Consider the following 17,973-nt stretch of genomic DNA (forward strand, 5'->3'; position numbering starts at 1 on the left):
GTTATTTTATGATTAAGGCCTTCACACATAGTTTCACCTTCTGAACCACAGAAGGCGTCTCAACCTGGTGTATGTAGAAATGGCAAAGCAAAGCTGCGTCACATATCCCTGAGGAAGCAGAGGGTGGCGGTATTATTGTTAGATTTAGTTATACAGACTGACGCAAAACGTAACGGTTCTGACAAAGTAATTTTTAGCGTAACCCTGGTAAAAATCAATTTCAATGTACAGATTTCATTATGATTTAATCTTTATTACATTAGCCATAGCTGAAATTCAATTTTCGGTAAATTCGCTTTGCCCTTGTTTTTTCATGTCAATTTATTGCTGACTGTTTCCATAAATGATGCAAATTGGTAAAAAACCACCCTTTCAAAAACCTGAGGCCGGAAAAATAAATTTGTTAATTATGCGATTCAGCCATCATTTATGGCTGGTCCTGTTCCGCCTTTTGGGTGGCAAATTGTTGAAAAGCAGCATTGAAATTTGAGTTAAGTCATGCCGTGTGGGTGGTGGTCATACCAGGAAAGTTCTGGAAAAAATTCGCGGCGCAGCAAAAGTCGGTAAACTCCCGGTTTTGCCATTTAAACGATGTTGCTACACCACTTTAATAAGAGGCGCAACGGCCACTGAACTCACGGCCAGTGCTACACTTTTCCGCTTTACCCTTGATGAATCTGACCTATGACTGCACTGGACGCTGCACAACAACATAAGTATCAGAGCCGCCTGAACTGGGGCACACGCACCATCTTTCTGATTAATGGTTTAGGGATGTCAGCCTGGGCACCGCTGGTGCCGTTTGCCCGCGATCGTCTGCAGCTCAGCGGCGCCTCATTGGGCGCATTACTGCTTTGCCTGGGAATTGGCTCGCTGGCCGCGATGCCGGTGACCGGCACGCTGGTGGCACGGTTTGGCTGCCGTCGGGTCATGGGCTTCTCCACGCTGTTAGTGCTGCTTATGATGCCGCTGCTGGCCACCGCTGACTCTCATCTGGTGATGGCAGCGGCGCTGATGCTGTTTGGTGCCGGGCTCGGCATGCTGGATGTGGCGATGAATTATCAGGCGGTGCAGGTTGAGCAGGCTGCCGATAAACCGATGATGTCCGGCTTTCATGGCTTCTTCAGCCTGGGCGGGATTCTGGGAGCGGGTACGGTGAGCCTGTTGCTGAGCCGCGCGTTTACGCCGCTGCACGCGACCCTGGTGGTGATGGCCGTGATGCTGTTACTGCTGCTGTGGCGACTACCGGTGTTAATGAATCAGCGCCTGCATCAGCCCGATCAGCCCTGGCTGGTGATCCCACGCGGCTGGGTCGCATTTCTTGGCCTGCTCTGCTTTATCCTGTTCCTGGCGGAAGGGGCGGTGCTGGACTGGGGCGCACTGCTGTTGCTGCAGAATCCGGCGATGTCACCCGCTTATGCGGGTCTGGGCTATGCGGTCTTTTCGGTTGCGATGACGCTGGGCCGTTTTAGCGGCGATAAGATCATCCAGCGTTTTGGCCGCTATCCGGTGATGCTGACGGGCGCACTGACTGCCGCAGCGGGTATGACGCTGGCCGTCTGGCTGCCGTGGCCGGAGATCGCCCTGCTGGCATTTCTGCTGGTGGGCTTTGGTTTGTCCAATACGGTGCCGATGTTGTTCAATGCTGCCGGGAATCAACAGGATATGCCTGCGAACCTGGCGATTTCTGCCATGACAACGCTGGGATATGCGGGTATTCTCTCAGGTCCGGCTTTAATCGGATTCATTTCGCAATGGATCAGCCTCAGCGGCGCATTTTTAATGATCGCGCTGTTGCTGTTAGCGGTAGCCGCCAGTGCGCGAAAAGTTGCGCGATAATTCAGGTACCTGACACGCTATGTTGTATAAGTTTCCACTGACCTCCGGCAATGTCACCCGCTTTTTTGTGGTTTTCAATCTGGTGCTGCTGCTGGCGCTGGGCTTTATGGTGCATAACTCGGTCAATGCCTGGCTGACCGGCAAACGCTATGCCATGGACGATCTGGCGCGTGACGTGCAGAAGCGCATCGACGCCTACCGCTTTGCCACCTGGCAGATCTATGAAAATCTCTCCACCAGTGCAGCAGGCGCCACACCCGGCAGCAATCTGCAGGAGACGCGGCTGCGTCCTGACGTCTATTACCTGGAAAAAACCCGCCGTAAAACCGAAGCGCTGATTTTCGGCTCACACGACAGCAGCACGCTGGATATGACCATGCGGATGTCGAACTATCTCGACACGCTGTGGGGCGCAGAAAATCCCACCTGGTCGATGTATTTTTTAAATGGTCAGGACAACAGCCTGATTATGATCTCGACCCTGCCGCTGAAAGATATGGCGACGCGCTATAAAGAGAGCGCTATCAGCGCAATGGTGGATAGCCGCCGCGCGGAGATGCTGCAACAGGCTAATGCGCTGGATGAACGCGAGAGCTTCTCGCCGCTGCGCCACCTCGCCTTCCAGAACGACCACTATTTCACGCTGCGCACCACTTTTAATCAGCCGGGCCATCTGGCCACGGTGGTCGCCTTTGATCTGCCGGTTAACGATATTGTTCCGCAGAACATGCCGCTGGAAAACTTCCAGCTGCGTCAGGACAGCTCAATGCCTGCCACCACAGCCGATCAGCAGGAGGTGGAAAACACCCGCATCACGCTGGTTAATCCCAACATTGAGATTACGGCCACCCTGCCCAGTACGTCGCTGCAGCTGGTCTATCAGGTGCCGATTACCCGCCTGATTATCGACAGCCTGCACAACCTGCTCTGGCCGCTGCTGATCAACCTGCTGCTGTTCCTGCTGTCGCTGGCGGGTATCGTGCTGCTGCGCCAGCAATCGCTGCGTCCCAGCGAGAATCAGAGCGCTGAACTCGACTCGCTCCGGGTACTGAATGAGGAGATTGTCGCCAGCCTGCCGGTCGGCCTGCTGGTGTATGACTTTGCCAGCAACCGCACCCTGCTGAGCAATAAGATTGCTGAACATCTTTTGCCTCACCTCAATCTGCAGAAGATTATTAATATGTCCGACCAACATCAGGGCGTGCTGCAGGCCACTATCAATAACGAAGTGTATGAAATTCGCCACGCCCGCAGCGTGCTGTCGCCACATACCCAGCTGTTTATGATGCGTGACCAGGATCGTGAGCTGCTGGTGAACAAGAAACTACAGAAAGCACAGCAGGTGCTGGACCGCAACCATCAGATGCGTCAGCAGCTGCTGCACAATCTGGGACATGCGCTGAATCAGCCACTGGAGAAGATGGTGACGCAGCTGGTGCAGCTCAGCCAGCGTGACGCCGATGAGACTGTGCTGGACCTGCTCGATGAGAGCCAGGGGCTGGCGCGACTGGTGGATGATATCGTGCTGCTGAACCGGCTTGAGGCGCATGACTGGTCACCGGATGCCACCGTCTTTAACCTGCAGGAGCTGCTGGACGAAATCGCACTGGAAAGCCTGCCGCTGATGCGTCGCAAAGGGCTGTCGCTGGTGGTGAATAATCATCTGGCGAATGACGAGACGCGCTTTGGCGACCGTCGCGCCCTGCGCAAAGTGCTGACCACGCTGATGCACTATGCTCTGACCACCACCCGCTGGGGAAAAATCACCCTGGAAGTTAAGGCTGCGGACAAACAGGCCGATAGAGTGATCATCGAACTGGTGGACACCGGTGCGGGCCTGACGGTGGATGAGCTGGCGAATGTCGACTTCCCGTTCCTGGGCGATACCAGTCAGGATCGCTACGGACAGGCTTCCGGCATGGCGTTCTTCCTGTGTAAGCAGCTCTGTAAGCAGATGGGTGGCAGCCTCGATATCGTGGCAAAAGCGGATATCGGCACGCGCTATAACATGCAGCTGCCGCTGGTGCTGGAGCAGAAGCACGAAGAAGAAGAGGAAAAGATTCTGGATGGTGTGACCGCGCTGGTGGAGATCACCGTGGAGGACGTGCATAAAATCGTCTGCCGCCATCTTGAGAACTGGGGCGCACGGTGTCTGACACCCGATGAGCGCATTTCCGGTCAGGATCACGATGTGCTGGTGACCGACGATCCCTCAAAGCTTAGCGGCTGGGCACTGCTGCTGGCGGAAGATGAACTGGGTCATCATGCACTGAACGACCAGCAGTATCGGGTCAATTTCAATCTCAGTAATGCGATGCTGGATGCCTTACTGGCCCTGATTGAGAAGCAACTGTCGCATGATGTGATGGATAATGACATGGAAGACGACACGGCCACGCCATTGATGAGCGGCGGCTATTTCCAGCTGTTTACGGAGACAGTACCGGTTGATGTGAAGAGACTGTATACTGAGTCGGCGGAAAAGGACTACGCCTCGCTTGCTCAGACAGCGCATCGCCTAAAGGGCGTGTTTGCCATGCTCAATCTGACTCCCGGCAAACAGCTTTGTGAAGAGTTAGAACACCACATTAAAGCGTGTGACGATTCAAACATTACAAATACCACCAGTGATATTGACGCTTACGTCAATCAACTGCTGCAGCAAGGTAACCAATAAGATGAATAACTTAAACGTAATTATTGCCGATGACCATCCAATTGTCCTTTTCGGTATCCGAAAGTCTCTGGAACAAATTGAATGGGTCAACGTTGTAGGTGAGTTCGAAGACTCAACAGCACTGATCAATAATCTGTCCAAGCTTGATGCTAACGTCCTGATCACCGACCTCTCAATGCCAGGTGAGAAATATGGCGATGGCATTACGCTGATTAAATACATTAAACGCCACTATCCGGATCTGTCGATTATTGTTCTGACCATGAACAACAACCCGGCGATTCTGAGTTCTGTGCTTGATCTCGATATCGAAGGGATTGTCCTGAAACAGGGCGCGCCTACCGATCTGCCGAAAGCACTGGCTGCACTGCAGAAAGGCAAGAAATATACGCCGGAAAGCGTTGCGAAACTGCTGGAGAAGATCAGCGCAGGTGGTTATGGCGACAAGCGTCTGTCACCAAAAGAGAGCGAAGTACTGCGTCTGTTCGCTGAAGGTTTCCTGGTAACGGAAATCGCCAAGAAACTGAACCGCAGTATCAAAACGATCAGTAGCCAGAAGAAATCAGCGATGATGAAACTGGGCGTGGATAATGATATCGCGCTGCTGAACTACCTGTCGTCTGTCAGCCAGACTCAGGTCGAAAGAGACTAAGTTACTTCTGAGGCGGTGCAGCCTGCACCGCCTTACCTCTGCCCTATCCTGCTTTATCCTGCCCTATCCTATCCGCGTTTTGCGCACCCGATCAGCATAGATGGCCAGCGTCACTTTCAACACATCCAGCGTCACCGGTTTTGACAGGCAGTTATCCATGCCCGCATCCATACAACGCTGTTTCTCTTCCGCCAGCGCATTCGCCGTCACGCCGACGACCGGGAAGAGATGGCCCAGCTGACGCAACCGCTGCGTCAGGCGATAACCATCCATGTTTGGCATGTTCACATCAGTCAGCACGATGTCGATTTCATTACGACTCAGCACGTTAAGCGCATCAACGCCATCCTGCGCGGTTTTCACCTGATAGCCCAGCGTGCCAAGCTGTTCCGACAGCAGCATGCGGTTAATCGGATGGTCATCGACAATCAGCACCATGATGTCATCGTTATGCACTTTCTCTTCGACCGGCGCGGCTAGCAGCAACGCATCCGCCGCATCGTGGCCCAGCGAAATACGGTAGATGCGCGCCAGCAGCGCCGGCACCTCGTGCAGCGTGGCTGTTGAGTGGATCCAGCGTCCCGGCTGACGTTCACGCGGCATATCCACATGCGAGCCATCGAAGGTGATCAGCGCCCGCAGCGGTAAGTCGATTTCCAGGTCGTAATCGGTCATCACCACATCGTCGTGACCCGGCTTACCATTATATTCCGCGACCTCAATGCCCTGCTGCTGAATCTGGCGGGTAATAAACTCCGCAAGATAGTCGTTACGCATCGCCAGCCAGACTTTGTTCTCTTTCAAATCCTCGAGCAGCATCAGTGACGGCTTCTGCCCTTTGTAGATCGGAATACGGACGATGAACTGGCTACCCATGCCTGGCTCTGAGTCAACTTCAATGTCACCGTCCATCATATTGATCAGCTTTTCACAGATCGCCAGTCCCAGCCCGGTGCCCTGGAAATTACGCTGCACGCCACTGCCTACCTGGAAGAAAGGATCAAACAGACGTGGCAGCTCTTTCGCCGGGATGCCGACGCCGGTATCACGGACGCGGAAGGCCAGATAGCCTTCGGCAACCCAGGCGTGGAGGATAATACAGCCGGTGTGCGTGAACTTAATCGCGTTATTCAGCAGGTTCGAGATCACCTGCTGCAGACGCAGCGGATCGCCGTCCAGCACCTGCGGCACATCATGTTCGATAAAGCAGTAGAGCGTCAGCCGCTTCTTCACCACCAGCGACAGATAGTTGCCGACGATGTGGGTGACGATTTCGCGCGGTGCAAACGGACGTGGCTCGATTTTCAGCTGCTCGGACTCAATTTTCGAGAAGTCGAGAATATCGCTGATAATCTTCAGCAGCAGGCTGGAGGAGTTGTTCATCGCCGTCACCAGCGAGTCGATGCCGCTGGGCAGCTCTTTGGTCTGTAACAGGTCGAGATTACCGATAATGCCATACAGCGGCGTGCGCAGCTCGTGACTGACGGTAGCCAGGAACATCGATTTAGACTGGCTGGCCTGCTCTGCCGCGTGGGCCATCTCCTGCAGAGACTGCTCCATTCGTACGCGCGCCGAAACATCGACCAGCACGCAAATCGCCACGTTCTCATTACGATAGCGCGAATGCACAAAGCTGATCTGCAGGTTAGTATTACTGCCGGTCAGCACATCGACAAAGTTGACCTGCTGCCCGCCAATAATCTCATTCAGTCTCAGACGATCTTCCTGCGTCAGCAACGTCAGATAGTTGTGCGCCAGCTCGTTACTCAGAATATTGGTGCCGTCGCTGGTACGTAAGATACAGATCCCGACCGGCGCAGAGGCAACAATCTTACGGTTAAACTGCTCATGCTCTTCCAGCCGGTGCGCATTCTCCTCCGCCGGCAGGAACATCCGTCGCTCAAACACCCATGCGAGAGTAAACAGGATCACGGCGCTGAAAATATTAAGCAGCAGCGCATTGATAATCATCAGCTTAAGCTGATCCACCATGACGTCGGTGGGTATCGACCACACCACGTTAAGATCGGACGGCGGCAGCGGTTTCTTCAGCACCAGCTGACGATACCCATTCAGATAACCAAACCAGGTTTTATCATCCGGCAGATTATCCAGCGAGAAGCCCAGCCCGCCGCGCCGCGAGTTAAGCAGTGGACGGTAATTTTCGTCGGTAATAGACGCAATAATCGGCAGGCTGCCCGGCTGAATAAACTCATCCAGCCGGATGTTCTGCTCAACACCCAGCAGCGCCTGTAACTTATTGGCGACATAAACCGGCACTACCATATAGAAGGTGCCGACGCCGGGCTGCGCACTGCTATTGATCCAGTACATTGGATTGCGGCGATCTTCTTCGCTGCTATTGCGATAGCGCAGTACATTCTCACGCAGCGATTTCAGGCTGCGTTCCCGATCGGCATTACTGCTGCCAATGGTAAAGTCCGCCAGACACTGACTCTCGCCACCGATAAAGAACACCCGATTAAGCTCATATGACGAGGCGAAGTTGCTCTTCCAGTAATTGATGTAGTAGCTGAGGGAATCGAGCGAGTTGCGCCAGGTATTGCTCATTGAAGTACAGTCGCCATCCGAAAAGAGTGGCGTAAACTGCGGCTGCGTAGTTTTGCCCGGCATCATGCCGGTCAGCACATCCAGACCACTGCTGGCGTTGGTCAGGCGGTTCTCGGTGATATATTTCAGCTCACGCATCATGTCCGCCGAATGGCGCACATACCACTGAATCGTGCCGTAGTTGCTGGCGAACTCCTGCCGGACCTGCGTCTCTTTATTGTGCAGCACGCTGATGATGTAAAACGCCGTCAGAACAGCGCCCAGCGTCCAGATTAGCAGCGCCAGCGCGCGGAAAAGATAGCGCGAGATGCGAAGCGTAGTGCGGAAAGAGACAGGATATTTCAAAGGTAACTCGCAGTTGGCAAGGTTAGTCGCATCATCGATTTTTAATGCCCATACACTAGCTTTATCAGGCGAAAAAAGCCAGCCAGCCGCAGGCTTAGCGGAAGGTTTGGGAATCTTTTAAGATAGCGAAAGCAGCCAGCTATCAGTGAACAGGAAGGCTTGCGTACAGGCCTGCCCGTAAGAACTCAAAGCGACACCGTAATCCCAGCGAGAAAGGCTGGCTATGCCCGAAGAGCAAAGCGTCCACGCCACGGATGGCGTGGCCGATCCGCAGGGATGCGGGAATCCTTTGCGATCGGGCATAGCGGGTCTTTCGTCGGCTCCCGACTCACAGCCACCCACACCCGACCTCAAAAAAAACGGCAGGCCGGGTTTCCCCTGACCTGCCGTTTCTGCAACGAACCTCAGCTCACTTCAGACAAATTACTCTTCGTCTTCTGCTGCGTCGTCTTCGTCTTCAGCATCCGCTTCCGGTGCAATCTCTTCATCGTCGATCTCAGCTTCCGGCGCAATATCATCTTCACCTTCCGCCACGCTGCCGTCGATTGAATCCAGCTCTTCCTCTTCAACCGGCTCGGCAACACGCTGCAGTCCGACGACGTTCTCATCCTCAGCGGTACGAATCAGAATCACACCCTGGGTATTACGACCCACGACGCTCACTTCTGACACGCGGGTACGCACCAGCGTACCGGCATCGGTGATCATCATAATCTGATCGCCATCGACAACCTGAACCGCGCCAATCACCGGACCATTACGCTCGGTCACTTTGATTGAGATAACACCCTGCGTCGCACGCGACTTCGTCGGGTATTCGCTGTTGGCCGTACGCTTACCGTAACCATTCTGCGTCACGGTCATAATGGCACCTTCTTCACGCGGCACAATCAGCGACACCACACGATCGCCTTCAGCCAGCCTGATGCCGCGCACGCCAGAAGCGGTACGACCCATGGCACGAACTGCGGACTCTGCAAAGCGAACCACTTTACCGGCTGCGGAGAACAACATCGCTTCATCGTTGCCATTAGTCAGCGCCACGCCGATCAGCTCATCGTCATCACGCAGATTCACGGCAATAATACCGGCGCTGCGTGGACGGCTGAACTCTTTAAGCGCCGTCTTCTTCACGGTACCCAGCGCGGTCGCCATAAAGATATTGAAGCCTTCGGTATACTCACGTACCGGCAGAATCGCCGTAATACGCTCGTTAGCTTCCAGCGGCAGCAGGTTGACGATTGGACGTCCACGCGCGCCACGACTTGCTTCCGGCAGCTGATAAACCTTCATCCAGTACAGACGGCCACGGCTTGAGAAGCAAAGAATCGTGTCATGGGTATTGGCCACCAGCAGACGATCAATGAAGTCCTCTTCTTTGATACGCGCGGCTGACTTGCCTTTACCACCACGACGCTGCGCTTCATAGTCGCTCAGCGGCTGATACTTCACATAGCCCTGATGCGACAAGGTCACGACAACATCTTCCTGATTGATCAGGTCTTCGATATTAATATCGGCGGTGTTTGCGGTGATCTCGGTACGACGATCGTCACCAAACTGATCGCGCATCAGCTCCAGCTCTTCGCGGATCACTTCCATCAGACGCTCAGCGCTCGACAGAATGTGCAGCAACTCAGCGATCTGCTCCAGCAGCGCCTTATACTCATCCAGCAGCTTCTCGTGCTCAAGGCCGGTCAGTTTCTGCAGACGCAGATCCAGAATCGCCTGAGCCTGCTGCTCTGTCAGATAGTACTGCCCATCACGGATACCGTACTGCGGATCCAGCCACTCAGGACGCGCGGCGTCATCACCGGCACGCTCCAGCATCGCTGACACGTTACCGAGATCCCACGCCTGGGCAATCAGACCCGCTTTCGCTTCTGCCGGGTTTGGCGCACGACGAATTAGTTCGATGATCGGATCGATATTCGCCAGCGCAATCGCCAGACCTTCCAGGATATGCGCGCGGTCACGGGCCTTGCGCAGTTCAAAGATGGTACGACGCGTTACGACTTCACGACGATGGCGAACGAAGGCGTCCAGAATCTCCTTCAGCGCCATAATCTTCGGCTGGCCCTGATGCAGCGCCACCATATTGATACCAAACGAGGTCTGCAGCTGTGTCAGTGAATAGAGATTATTCAGGACCACTTCACCGACCGCATCACGCTTGATCTCAATCACGATGCGCATGCCGTCTTTATCAGACTCATCGCGCAGTGCGCTGATGCCTTCGACACGCTTCTCTTTCACCAGCTCCGCAATCTTCTCAATCAGGCGGGCTTTGTTCACCTGATACGGCAGCTCATGAATGATGATGGTCTCGCGGCCCGTTTTCGCATCGGCTTCCACTTCGCCACGCGCGCGAATGTAAATCTTGCCGCGTCCGGTGCGGTACGCTTCTTCGATGCCACGGCGACCATTGATAATGGCGGCGGTCGGGAAATCAGGCCCCGGAATGTGCTCCATCAGCGCTTCAATGCTGATGTTCTCATCTTCAATGTACGCCAGGCAGCCGTTGATCACTTCACGCAGGTTGTGCGGTGGAATGTTGGTTGCCATACCCACGGCGATACCGGACGAACCGTTCACCAGCAGGTTAGGGATTTTGGTTGGCAGAACTTCAGGGATCTGCTCAGTGCCGTCATAGTTCGGTACGAAATCGACGGTCTCTTTTTCCAGGTCAGCTAACAGGTCGTGGGCGATTTTCGACATGCGAATTTCGGTATAACGCATCGCTGCAGCGGAGTCGCCGTCGATGGAACCGAAGTTGCCTTGTCCGTCCACCAGCATGTAACGCAGGGAGAAAGGCTGGGCCATACGTACAATGGTATCGTAAACGGCAGAATCACCATGCGGGTGATATTTACCGATAACGTCACCGACAACGCGGGCAGATTTTTTATAGGGTTTGTTCCAGTCGTTACCCAGTACGCTCATCGCATAGAGTACGCGACGATGAACCGGCTTCAGGCCATCACGCACATCGGGTAAAGCTCGGCCAACGATGACCGACATGGCGTAACCGAGGTAAGAATTTTTTAATTCTTCTTCGATATTGACCGGTGTAATTTCTCTCGCAAGGTCGCTCATGGAGCCGCTATCCCTCTACTTAATCCCGGATTTTAAAGGTGCGAAAGTATATCACACTGCAATGCCCGGGTGAACGTTAACCACCGATATCGCCCGCTTTTCCTTACGCCTGAAAGGTGTGCCATCCGCGGTTAAGCGTTTATACTGTGGGCACATTTTGTCAGGAGTTACGATTCAATGAATGCACAACCGCAGAATCATCAGCAGAACGTCGATGCGCAGGAAATTGCCAAGTTTGAGGCGGTGGCCTCGCGCTGGTGGGATCTGGAGGGTGAATTTAAACCTCTGCACCGCATCAACCCGCTGCGCCTGGGCTATATCGCGCAGCACAGCAACGGTTTATTTGGTAAAACCGTGCTCGACGTGGGATGCGGCGGCGGCATTTTAGCGGAAAGCATGGCGCGTGAAGGCGCAGTGGTGACGGGCCTGGATATGGGCGCTGAACCGCTGGCCGTGGCACGCCTGCATGCCCTTGAGAGCGGCGTGACGCTGGACTACGTACAGCAGACCGTTGAAGAGCATGCCGAACAGCACGCCGGAAAATATGATGTGGTGACCTGCATGGAGATGCTGGAGCATGTGCCGGATCCGCGCTCGGTGATTCACGCCTGTGCGAAACTGGTCAAACCCGGCGGCGAAGTCTTTTTCTCAACGCTGAACCGCAACCCTAAAGCCTGGCTGCTGGCGATCTTTGGCGCAGAATATGTGCTCCGCATGCTGCCACGCGGTACGCATGACGTGAAGAAATTCATCCGCCCTTCCGAACTGCTGGGCTGGGTCGATGAAACGACGCTACGTGAACGTAATATCATCGGCCTGCACTACAATCCTGTGACCAACCGCTTCAAACTGGCCCCGGGTACGGATGTCAATTATATGGTGCACACGCATCGCGCGGTATAAGTGATTGGCCCGCCTGAATCAGGGCGGGCTTGCTCTTCCCTTTCCGCTTTTCATCGCCTGCTGACCCCGAAATCATCCGCAACAGAGGCATAGTGTTATCTGCCAGTGGGTTACGTCACACCCACTCTCTTCTGCCTCAGATTTCAGTCCGCGCCATCTGGCAACGCCCCGGGCAGGTAGTCTCTTTTCGCCTTTTTTCCTCCCCTGCAGGGCCGAAAAGGAAGGATTGAATAAGAAATACGCGTCCGATCAAAGTTAGAAAAAAAAGTGTGATCTGGTTGACATGTTGCCAGGCCTTACAAGGCATGGCCTAAGAATTTTCGCCAAAAATACAACCCCTCTATCCATCATTTTTTGCTCTTGTTAAGCGGCCGTAAAATACTAAAATAAGCCCCCATGTAGTTATGGTACTTCCCATCACCCCCAAGATGTAGTGTTTATCCACACATTATTCACAATGAATATGCTGTGCATAAGCCGGGATTTCTTTTAATTTTTGGATACTCACGCAAAGGTAAAAACGCGACATGAACCAGAGTCTGCTCGTTACTAAACGCGATGGCCGCCAGGAGCGCATTGACCTCGACAAAATTCACCGTGTGCTGGACTGGGCAGCTGAAGGGCTGAACAACGTCTCAGTTTCACAGGTGGAGCTGCGCTCCCACATTCAGTTCTATGATGGCATCAGAACCTCTGACATTCATGAGACCATCATCAAGGCCGCAGCAGACCTCATCTCTCGCGATGCCCCTGACTATCAGTACCTGGCTGCCCGCCTGGCGATCTTCCACCTGCGCAAAAAAGCGTATGGTCAGTTTGAGCCGCCGAAGCTTTATGACCAGGTCGTTAAGATGGTCGACATGGGCAAATACGATCGCCACCTGCTGGAAGATTACAGCCAGGAAGAGTTCGCACAGATGGACGAATTCCTCGACCACTGGCGTGACATGAACTTCTCCTACGCCGCGGTGAAGCAGCTGGAAGGCAAATATCTGGTCCAGAACCGCGTCTCGGGTGAAATCTACGAGAGCGCGCAGTTCCTCTACATTCTGGTTGCTGCCTGCCTGTTCTCTGGCTACCCGCGCGACACGCGTATGGATTACATCAAGCGTTTCTATGATGCGATCTCCACGTTTAAAATCTCGCTGCCGACGCCAATCATGTCGGGCGTGCGTACCCCGACACGTCAGTTCAGCTCCTGTGTGCTGATCGAGTGCGGCGATAGCCTGGACTCCATCAACGCCACCTCCAGTGCGATTGTGAAATATGTCTCTCAGCGTGCCGGTATCGGCATCAACGCCGGTCGTATCCGTGCGCTGGGCAGCCCGATTCGCGGTGGTGAAGCGTTCCACACCGGCTGTATCCCGTTCTATAAGCATTTCCAGACCGCAGTGAAGTCCTGTTCTCAGGGTGGCGTACGTGGCGGCGCAGCGACGCTGTTCTACCCGATGTGGCATCTGGAAATCGAAAGCCTGCTGGTGCTGAAAAACAACCGTGGCGTTGAAGGCAACCGCGTGCGTCACATGGACTACGGCGTTCAGCTCAACAAGCTGATGTATCAGCGCCTGCTGAAAGGCGAAGACATTACTCTGTTCAGTCCGTCTGACGTGCCTGGCCTCTATGATGCGTTCTTCGCCGATCAGGATGAGTTTGAGCGTCTCTACACCAAATATGAGCAGGATAAGAGCATCCGCCAGCAGCGTGTTAAAGCGGTCGATCTCTTCTCGCTGATGATGCAGGAACGTGCTTCAACTGGCCGTATCTACATTCAGAACGTCGATCACTGCAACACCCACAGCCCGTTTGATCCGCGCATCGCGCCGGTTCGCCAGTCTAACCTCTGCCTGGAAATCGCCCTGCCGACCAAACCGCTGGAAGATGTTAACGACGAAAACGGTGAGATCGCGCTTTGTACGCTTTCTGCGTTTAACCTCGGTGCCATCGAAAGCCTGGACGATCTGGAAGAGCTGGCTACCCTGGCGGTGCGTGCACTGGATGCCCTGCTCGACTATCAGGATTACCCGATTCCGGCTGCCCAGCGTGGTGCCATGGGTCGTCGTACCCTGGGTATCGGCGTCATCAACTACGCCTACTATCTGGCGAAGCACGGTGTGCGCTACTCCGATGGCAGTGCTAATGGCCTGACCCACAAAACCTTTGAAGCGATTCAGTACTACCTGTTGAAAGCGTCAAACGAGCTGGCAAAAGAGCAAGGTGCCTGCCCGTGGTTCAATGAAACCACCTATGCGCAGGGCATTCTGCCAATCGACACCTACAAGAAAGACCTGGACGCGATCAGCAACGAACCGCTGCATCTCGACTGGGAGAGTCTGCGTGAAGAGATTAAAACGCACGGCCTGCGCAACTCGACCCTGTCTGCGCTGATGCCGTCTGAGACCTCGTCGCAGATCTCCAATGCCACTAATGGCATTGAGCCGCCACGTGGCCACATCAGCATCAAAGCATCGAAAGATGGCATCCTGCGTCAGGTAGTGCCGGAGTATGAGCGTCTGAAAGATCAGTACGAGCTGCTGTGGGAAATGCCGAACAACGACGGCTACCTGCAACTGGTGGGTCTGATGCAGAAATTCATCGACCAGGCGATTTCGTCCAACACCAACTACGATCCGTCACGCTTTGCCAACGGCAAAGTGCCGATGAAACAGCTGCTGAAAGATCTGCTGACGGCGTACAAGTTCGGCGTGAAAACGCTCTACTATCAGAACACCCGTGACGGTGCGGAAGATGCGCAGGATGACCTGGCCCCTTCTATCCAGGATGATGGCTGCGAAAGCGGCGCCTGTAAGATCTAATGGTCAGGCGGGAGATTCTCCCGCCTCATTCATTTCACGAGGCCTGGCTTCGTCTACTTTTGGACAACTTTTATGGCTTACTCCACTTTCTCACAGAACAAAAATGATCAGCTGAAAGAGCCGATGTTTTTCGGTCAGTCAGTCAACGTGGCGCGCTTTGACCAGCAGAAATATGACATCTTTGAAAAGCTGATCGAAAAGCAGCTCTCCTTCTTCTGGCGTCCGGAAGAGGTGGACGTCTCGCGCGACCGTATCGACTACCAGGCGCTGCCGGACCACGAAAAGCATATCTTCATCAGTAACCTGAAGTATCAGACGCTGCTGGATTCGATTCAGGGTCGCAGCCCGAACGTTGCCCTGCTGCCGCTGATTTCCATTCCTGAACTGGAAACCTGGATTGAAACCTGGGCGTTCTCTGAGACGATTCACTCCCGTTCTTACACCCATATCATCCGTAACATCGTGAACGATCCGGCGGTGGTGTTTGACGACATCGTCACCAATGAGCAGATTCTGGCGCGTGCCCAGGATATCTCACGCTATTACGACGATCTGATCGAGATGACTAACTACTGGCATCAGCTGGGCGAAGGCACCCATCAGGTCAACGATAAAGAGGTTGTGGTCAGCCTGCGCGCCCTGAAGAAGCAGCTTTATATCTGTCTGATGAGCGTCAACGCGCTGGAAGCGATCCGTTTCTATGTCAGCTTCGCCTGTTCCTTCGCTTTCGCTGAGCGCGAGCTGATGGAAGGCAACGCCAAAATCATCAAGCTGATCGCCCGCGATGAAGCGCTGCACCTGACCGGCACCCAGCACATGCTGAACCTGCTGCGCAGCGGTGAAGACGATCCGGAAATGAAAGAGATTGCGGCAGAGTGCCGTGAAGAGTGCTTTGAGCTATTTAAGAAGGCGGCGCTGCAGGAGAAAGAGTGGGCAGAATATTTGTTCAGCGGCGGCTCGATGATCGGCCTGAACAAAGACATTCTCTGCCAGTACATTGAGTACATCACCAATATCCGTATGCAGGCGGTGGGTCTTGATCTGCCCTTCCAGACGCGCTCTAACCCGATTCCATGGATCAACTCCTGGCTGGTGTCTGACAACGTGCAGGTTGCGCCGCAGGAAGTGGAAGTGAGCTCTTATCTGGTCGGTCAGATCGACTCTGAAGTGGGCGCTAACGACTTCGACGACTTCCAGCTTTAATCATGAGCCGTGACGTTGTTATTCTGCGCACTTCCGGCACCCGGCTGGAATGCACAGACGAGCACACTAACCTGCTGACGCTGCTGGAAGCCAACAATCTCTGCGTGGAGTTTCAGTGCCGCGAAGGTTACTGCGGCTCCTGCCGGATGCGGCTGCTGAAAGGCGAAGTGCATTACCCACAGCGGCCGCTGGCCTTTGTGCAGCAGGATGAGATCCTGCCCTGCTGCTGCAAAGCTAAAGGCGAGATTGAGCTTGAGTTATAACTGAGGCGGCGTTCGTCAGATTGCTGCCCAGGTCAAATGCGGGTGAACCTGACAGCAATTGATCAGCCAGAAGCGCAGGGAACACGGTCAGAAGAGGAAAGCGTCCCACGCCATGGATGGCGTGGGTAGAGCAGGTCAGGGATGACGGGTTTTGCGTCTTTCCGATCTGACCGTGTTCCCTTCGCAGGCTCGGTCTGAAAGCCACCAAGGCTAAACTGGTCAGCATTCTGAAGTAAAACGGGCGCCTCAGGCGCCCGTTTTATTTTCACTGACATTACTGTCTGACAGTTTCAACCACATCAATCCAGCCGTGACCGGTGCTGACTTCACTGCCGTGCAACCAGCGACGCAGCATGTTCATCGCCATCATCGCCACCACCTTCTGCCGCGTTTCAAGGTTATAGCGACCGGTGCTGAACTTCACGCGCTGACCAAAACTGCCCTCTGGCGTATGCAACGCCACCGAAATCTCTTCCTGTTCCAGGCTGCCAACAGAGAGTGCCAGCGCTGCCTGCTGCTGCGCGGCAAGATCGCGGGTGCGGCTCACCTGCTGCTCCAGCGTCTCCTGCCGGGCAGGCAGGATGTCCGCGCCACGCAACGGCACGCTGGCGGCCGCCAGTTGCCAGTAAAGCAGACCGGCGGTGTATTGCTCGCTGACCGCCAGTTGTTCACCGCGCTGCTCCAGCTCGCGGGCCAGCAGTGCCGGCAGACCTTCGGTGCCTTCAAAAATGGTGCACTCCGCCAGAAGCAGACGCACCTGCTGCCACACCTGCTCCATCGCCACCCGCTGGCTGGCCGGACCGGTAAGCTTGATCTCGATGATTGGCATCGATGAGCGATACCCCATCACCACCCCTTCCGGCAGGGCGAGTGGCTCCAGTTCGGCGGCTATATCACTTTCACCGCGACCAAAGGTGGTCAGCCGCAGACAAACCGGCGGTTCGGGCGGCGAGAATTTTGTTTTCAGACGCGGAATGATCTGTTGCTCCACCATCACTTTAAATTCAGACGGCACGCCAGGCGTGAAGAACATCCAGCAGCGATTAAGTTGCAGGGCAAAGCCACAGGCGGTTCCGACCGGATTATCAATCAGCTCCGCATTGGCCGGGATTTCAGCCTGCTTGCGATTGCTGGCCGCCATCACCCGTCCACGGCTGGCGAACCAGGCTTCCATCTGCTCCAGCCACTCCTGCTGCATCGCCAGTTCAACCCCACAGGCGCGGGCTGCAGCCAGCGCACTCAGATCGTCACTGGTTGGCCCCAGACCGCCGTTGACGATCAGCACATCGGCTTCATGACTGCGCGCCTGCAGCGTAGCGATCAGCGACTCGAGTGAATCCCCTACCGTGGTGCGACTGGTCATGGGCAAACCCTGCTGGAACAGCATATCCGCCAGCCAGGCTGCATTGGTGTCGACGATTTGGCCATGCAGCACCTCATCCCCGGTTGACAGCATCTCTACTCTAATCACGTCGGATTCTCCTTTTCACGTTTGCTTCACTGTATGAAGTCCACCCGGGAAACACAATCGGCATGACCAGCGATTGTGATTGTTGCGGCTAAGGCAGCACGTTGCGCTTAAATGTCAAAGGGTTGAGCGGGATTCAATGG

General features: G+C 54.7%; 10 protein-coding genes. 7 read left to right on the top strand and 3 right to left on the bottom strand.

The window, feature by feature from the left end:
* Window positions 1–684 precede the first annotated feature (684 nt).
* Genes BY447_RS04875 through rcsB form a run of 3 tightly spaced genes read left to right on the top strand, consistent with a single transcriptional unit; the run spans window position 685 to window position 5,168 of the window.
* Complete coding sequence (locus BY447_RS04875; protein ID WP_095706860.1) at window positions 685–1,839, top strand: MFS transporter; 1,155 nt, start codon at window positions 685–687, stop codon at window positions 1,837–1,839.
* A gap of 19 nt (window positions 1,840–1,858) precedes the next feature.
* A complete protein-coding gene (rcsD, locus tag BY447_RS04880; RefSeq protein ID WP_013358558.1) occupies window positions 1,859–4,516 on the top strand; it encodes a phosphotransferase RcsD in 2,658 nt (885 codons plus the stop codon).
* 1 nt (window position 4,517) lies between these two features.
* Window positions 4,518–5,168, top strand: coding sequence for a response regulator transcription factor RcsB (rcsB, locus tag BY447_RS04885; RefSeq protein ID WP_009089068.1), 651 nt, complete (start codon window positions 4,518–4,520; stop codon window positions 5,166–5,168).
* Window positions 5,169–5,231: 63 nt separating this feature from the next.
* Here the strand turns inward: rcsB and rcsC are convergent, their stop codons facing one another.
* Entirely contained in the window at window positions 5,232–8,084 is a 2,853-nt protein-coding gene (rcsC, locus tag BY447_RS04890) for a two-component system sensor histidine kinase RcsC (RefSeq protein WP_013358559.1), read from the bottom strand.
* A gap of 423 nt (window positions 8,085–8,507) precedes the next feature.
* A complete protein-coding gene (gyrA, locus tag BY447_RS04895; protein ID WP_013358560.1) occupies window positions 8,508–11,180 on the bottom strand; it encodes a DNA topoisomerase (ATP-hydrolyzing) subunit A in 2,673 nt (890 codons plus the stop codon).
* A 177-nt stretch (window positions 11,181–11,357) separates the two neighbouring features.
* Here gyrA and ubiG point away from each other — a divergent pair, with 177 nt between their 5' ends.
* From ubiG to yfaE, 4 genes are all read left to right on the top strand, one after another.
* Window positions 11,358–12,083 (top strand): bifunctional 2-polyprenyl-6-hydroxyphenol methylase/3-demethylubiquinol 3-O-methyltransferase UbiG, encoded by a 726-nt coding sequence (gene ubiG, locus BY447_RS04900; RefSeq protein ID WP_013358561.1) that lies wholly within the window; start codon window positions 11,358–11,360, stop codon window positions 12,081–12,083.
* A gap of 527 nt (window positions 12,084–12,610) precedes the next feature.
* Window positions 12,611–14,896: a class 1a ribonucleoside-diphosphate reductase subunit alpha gene (gene nrdA / locus BY447_RS04905; protein ID WP_013358562.1), complete on the top strand. Its 2,286-nt coding sequence runs from the start codon at window positions 12,611–12,613 to the stop codon at window positions 14,894–14,896.
* A 72-nt stretch (window positions 14,897–14,968) separates the two neighbouring features.
* On the top strand, window positions 14,969–16,099 hold the full coding sequence (gene nrdB, locus BY447_RS04910) for a class Ia ribonucleoside-diphosphate reductase subunit beta (protein WP_110330673.1): 1,131 nt from the start codon (window positions 14,969–14,971) through the stop codon (window positions 16,097–16,099).
* Window positions 16,100–16,101: 2 nt separating this feature from the next.
* Window positions 16,102–16,362, top strand: coding sequence for a class I ribonucleotide reductase maintenance protein YfaE (yfaE, locus tag BY447_RS04915; RefSeq protein WP_013358564.1), 261 nt, complete (start codon window positions 16,102–16,104; stop codon window positions 16,360–16,362).
* Window positions 16,363–16,636: 274 nt separating this feature from the next.
* Here yfaE and BY447_RS04920 read toward each other — a convergent pair whose 3' ends face one another.
* On the bottom strand, window positions 16,637–17,833 hold the full coding sequence (locus BY447_RS04920; RefSeq protein ID WP_095706859.1) for a nicotinamide mononucleotide deamidase-related protein YfaY: 1,197 nt from the start codon (window positions 17,831–17,833) through the stop codon (window positions 16,637–16,639).
* Between the last annotated feature and the right edge of the window lie 140 nt (window positions 17,834–17,973).

Source organism: Pantoea sp. JKS000250 (genome assembly GCF_003201065.1).
Taxonomy (GTDB): domain Bacteria; phylum Pseudomonadota; class Gammaproteobacteria; order Enterobacterales; family Enterobacteriaceae; genus Pantoea; species Pantoea vagans.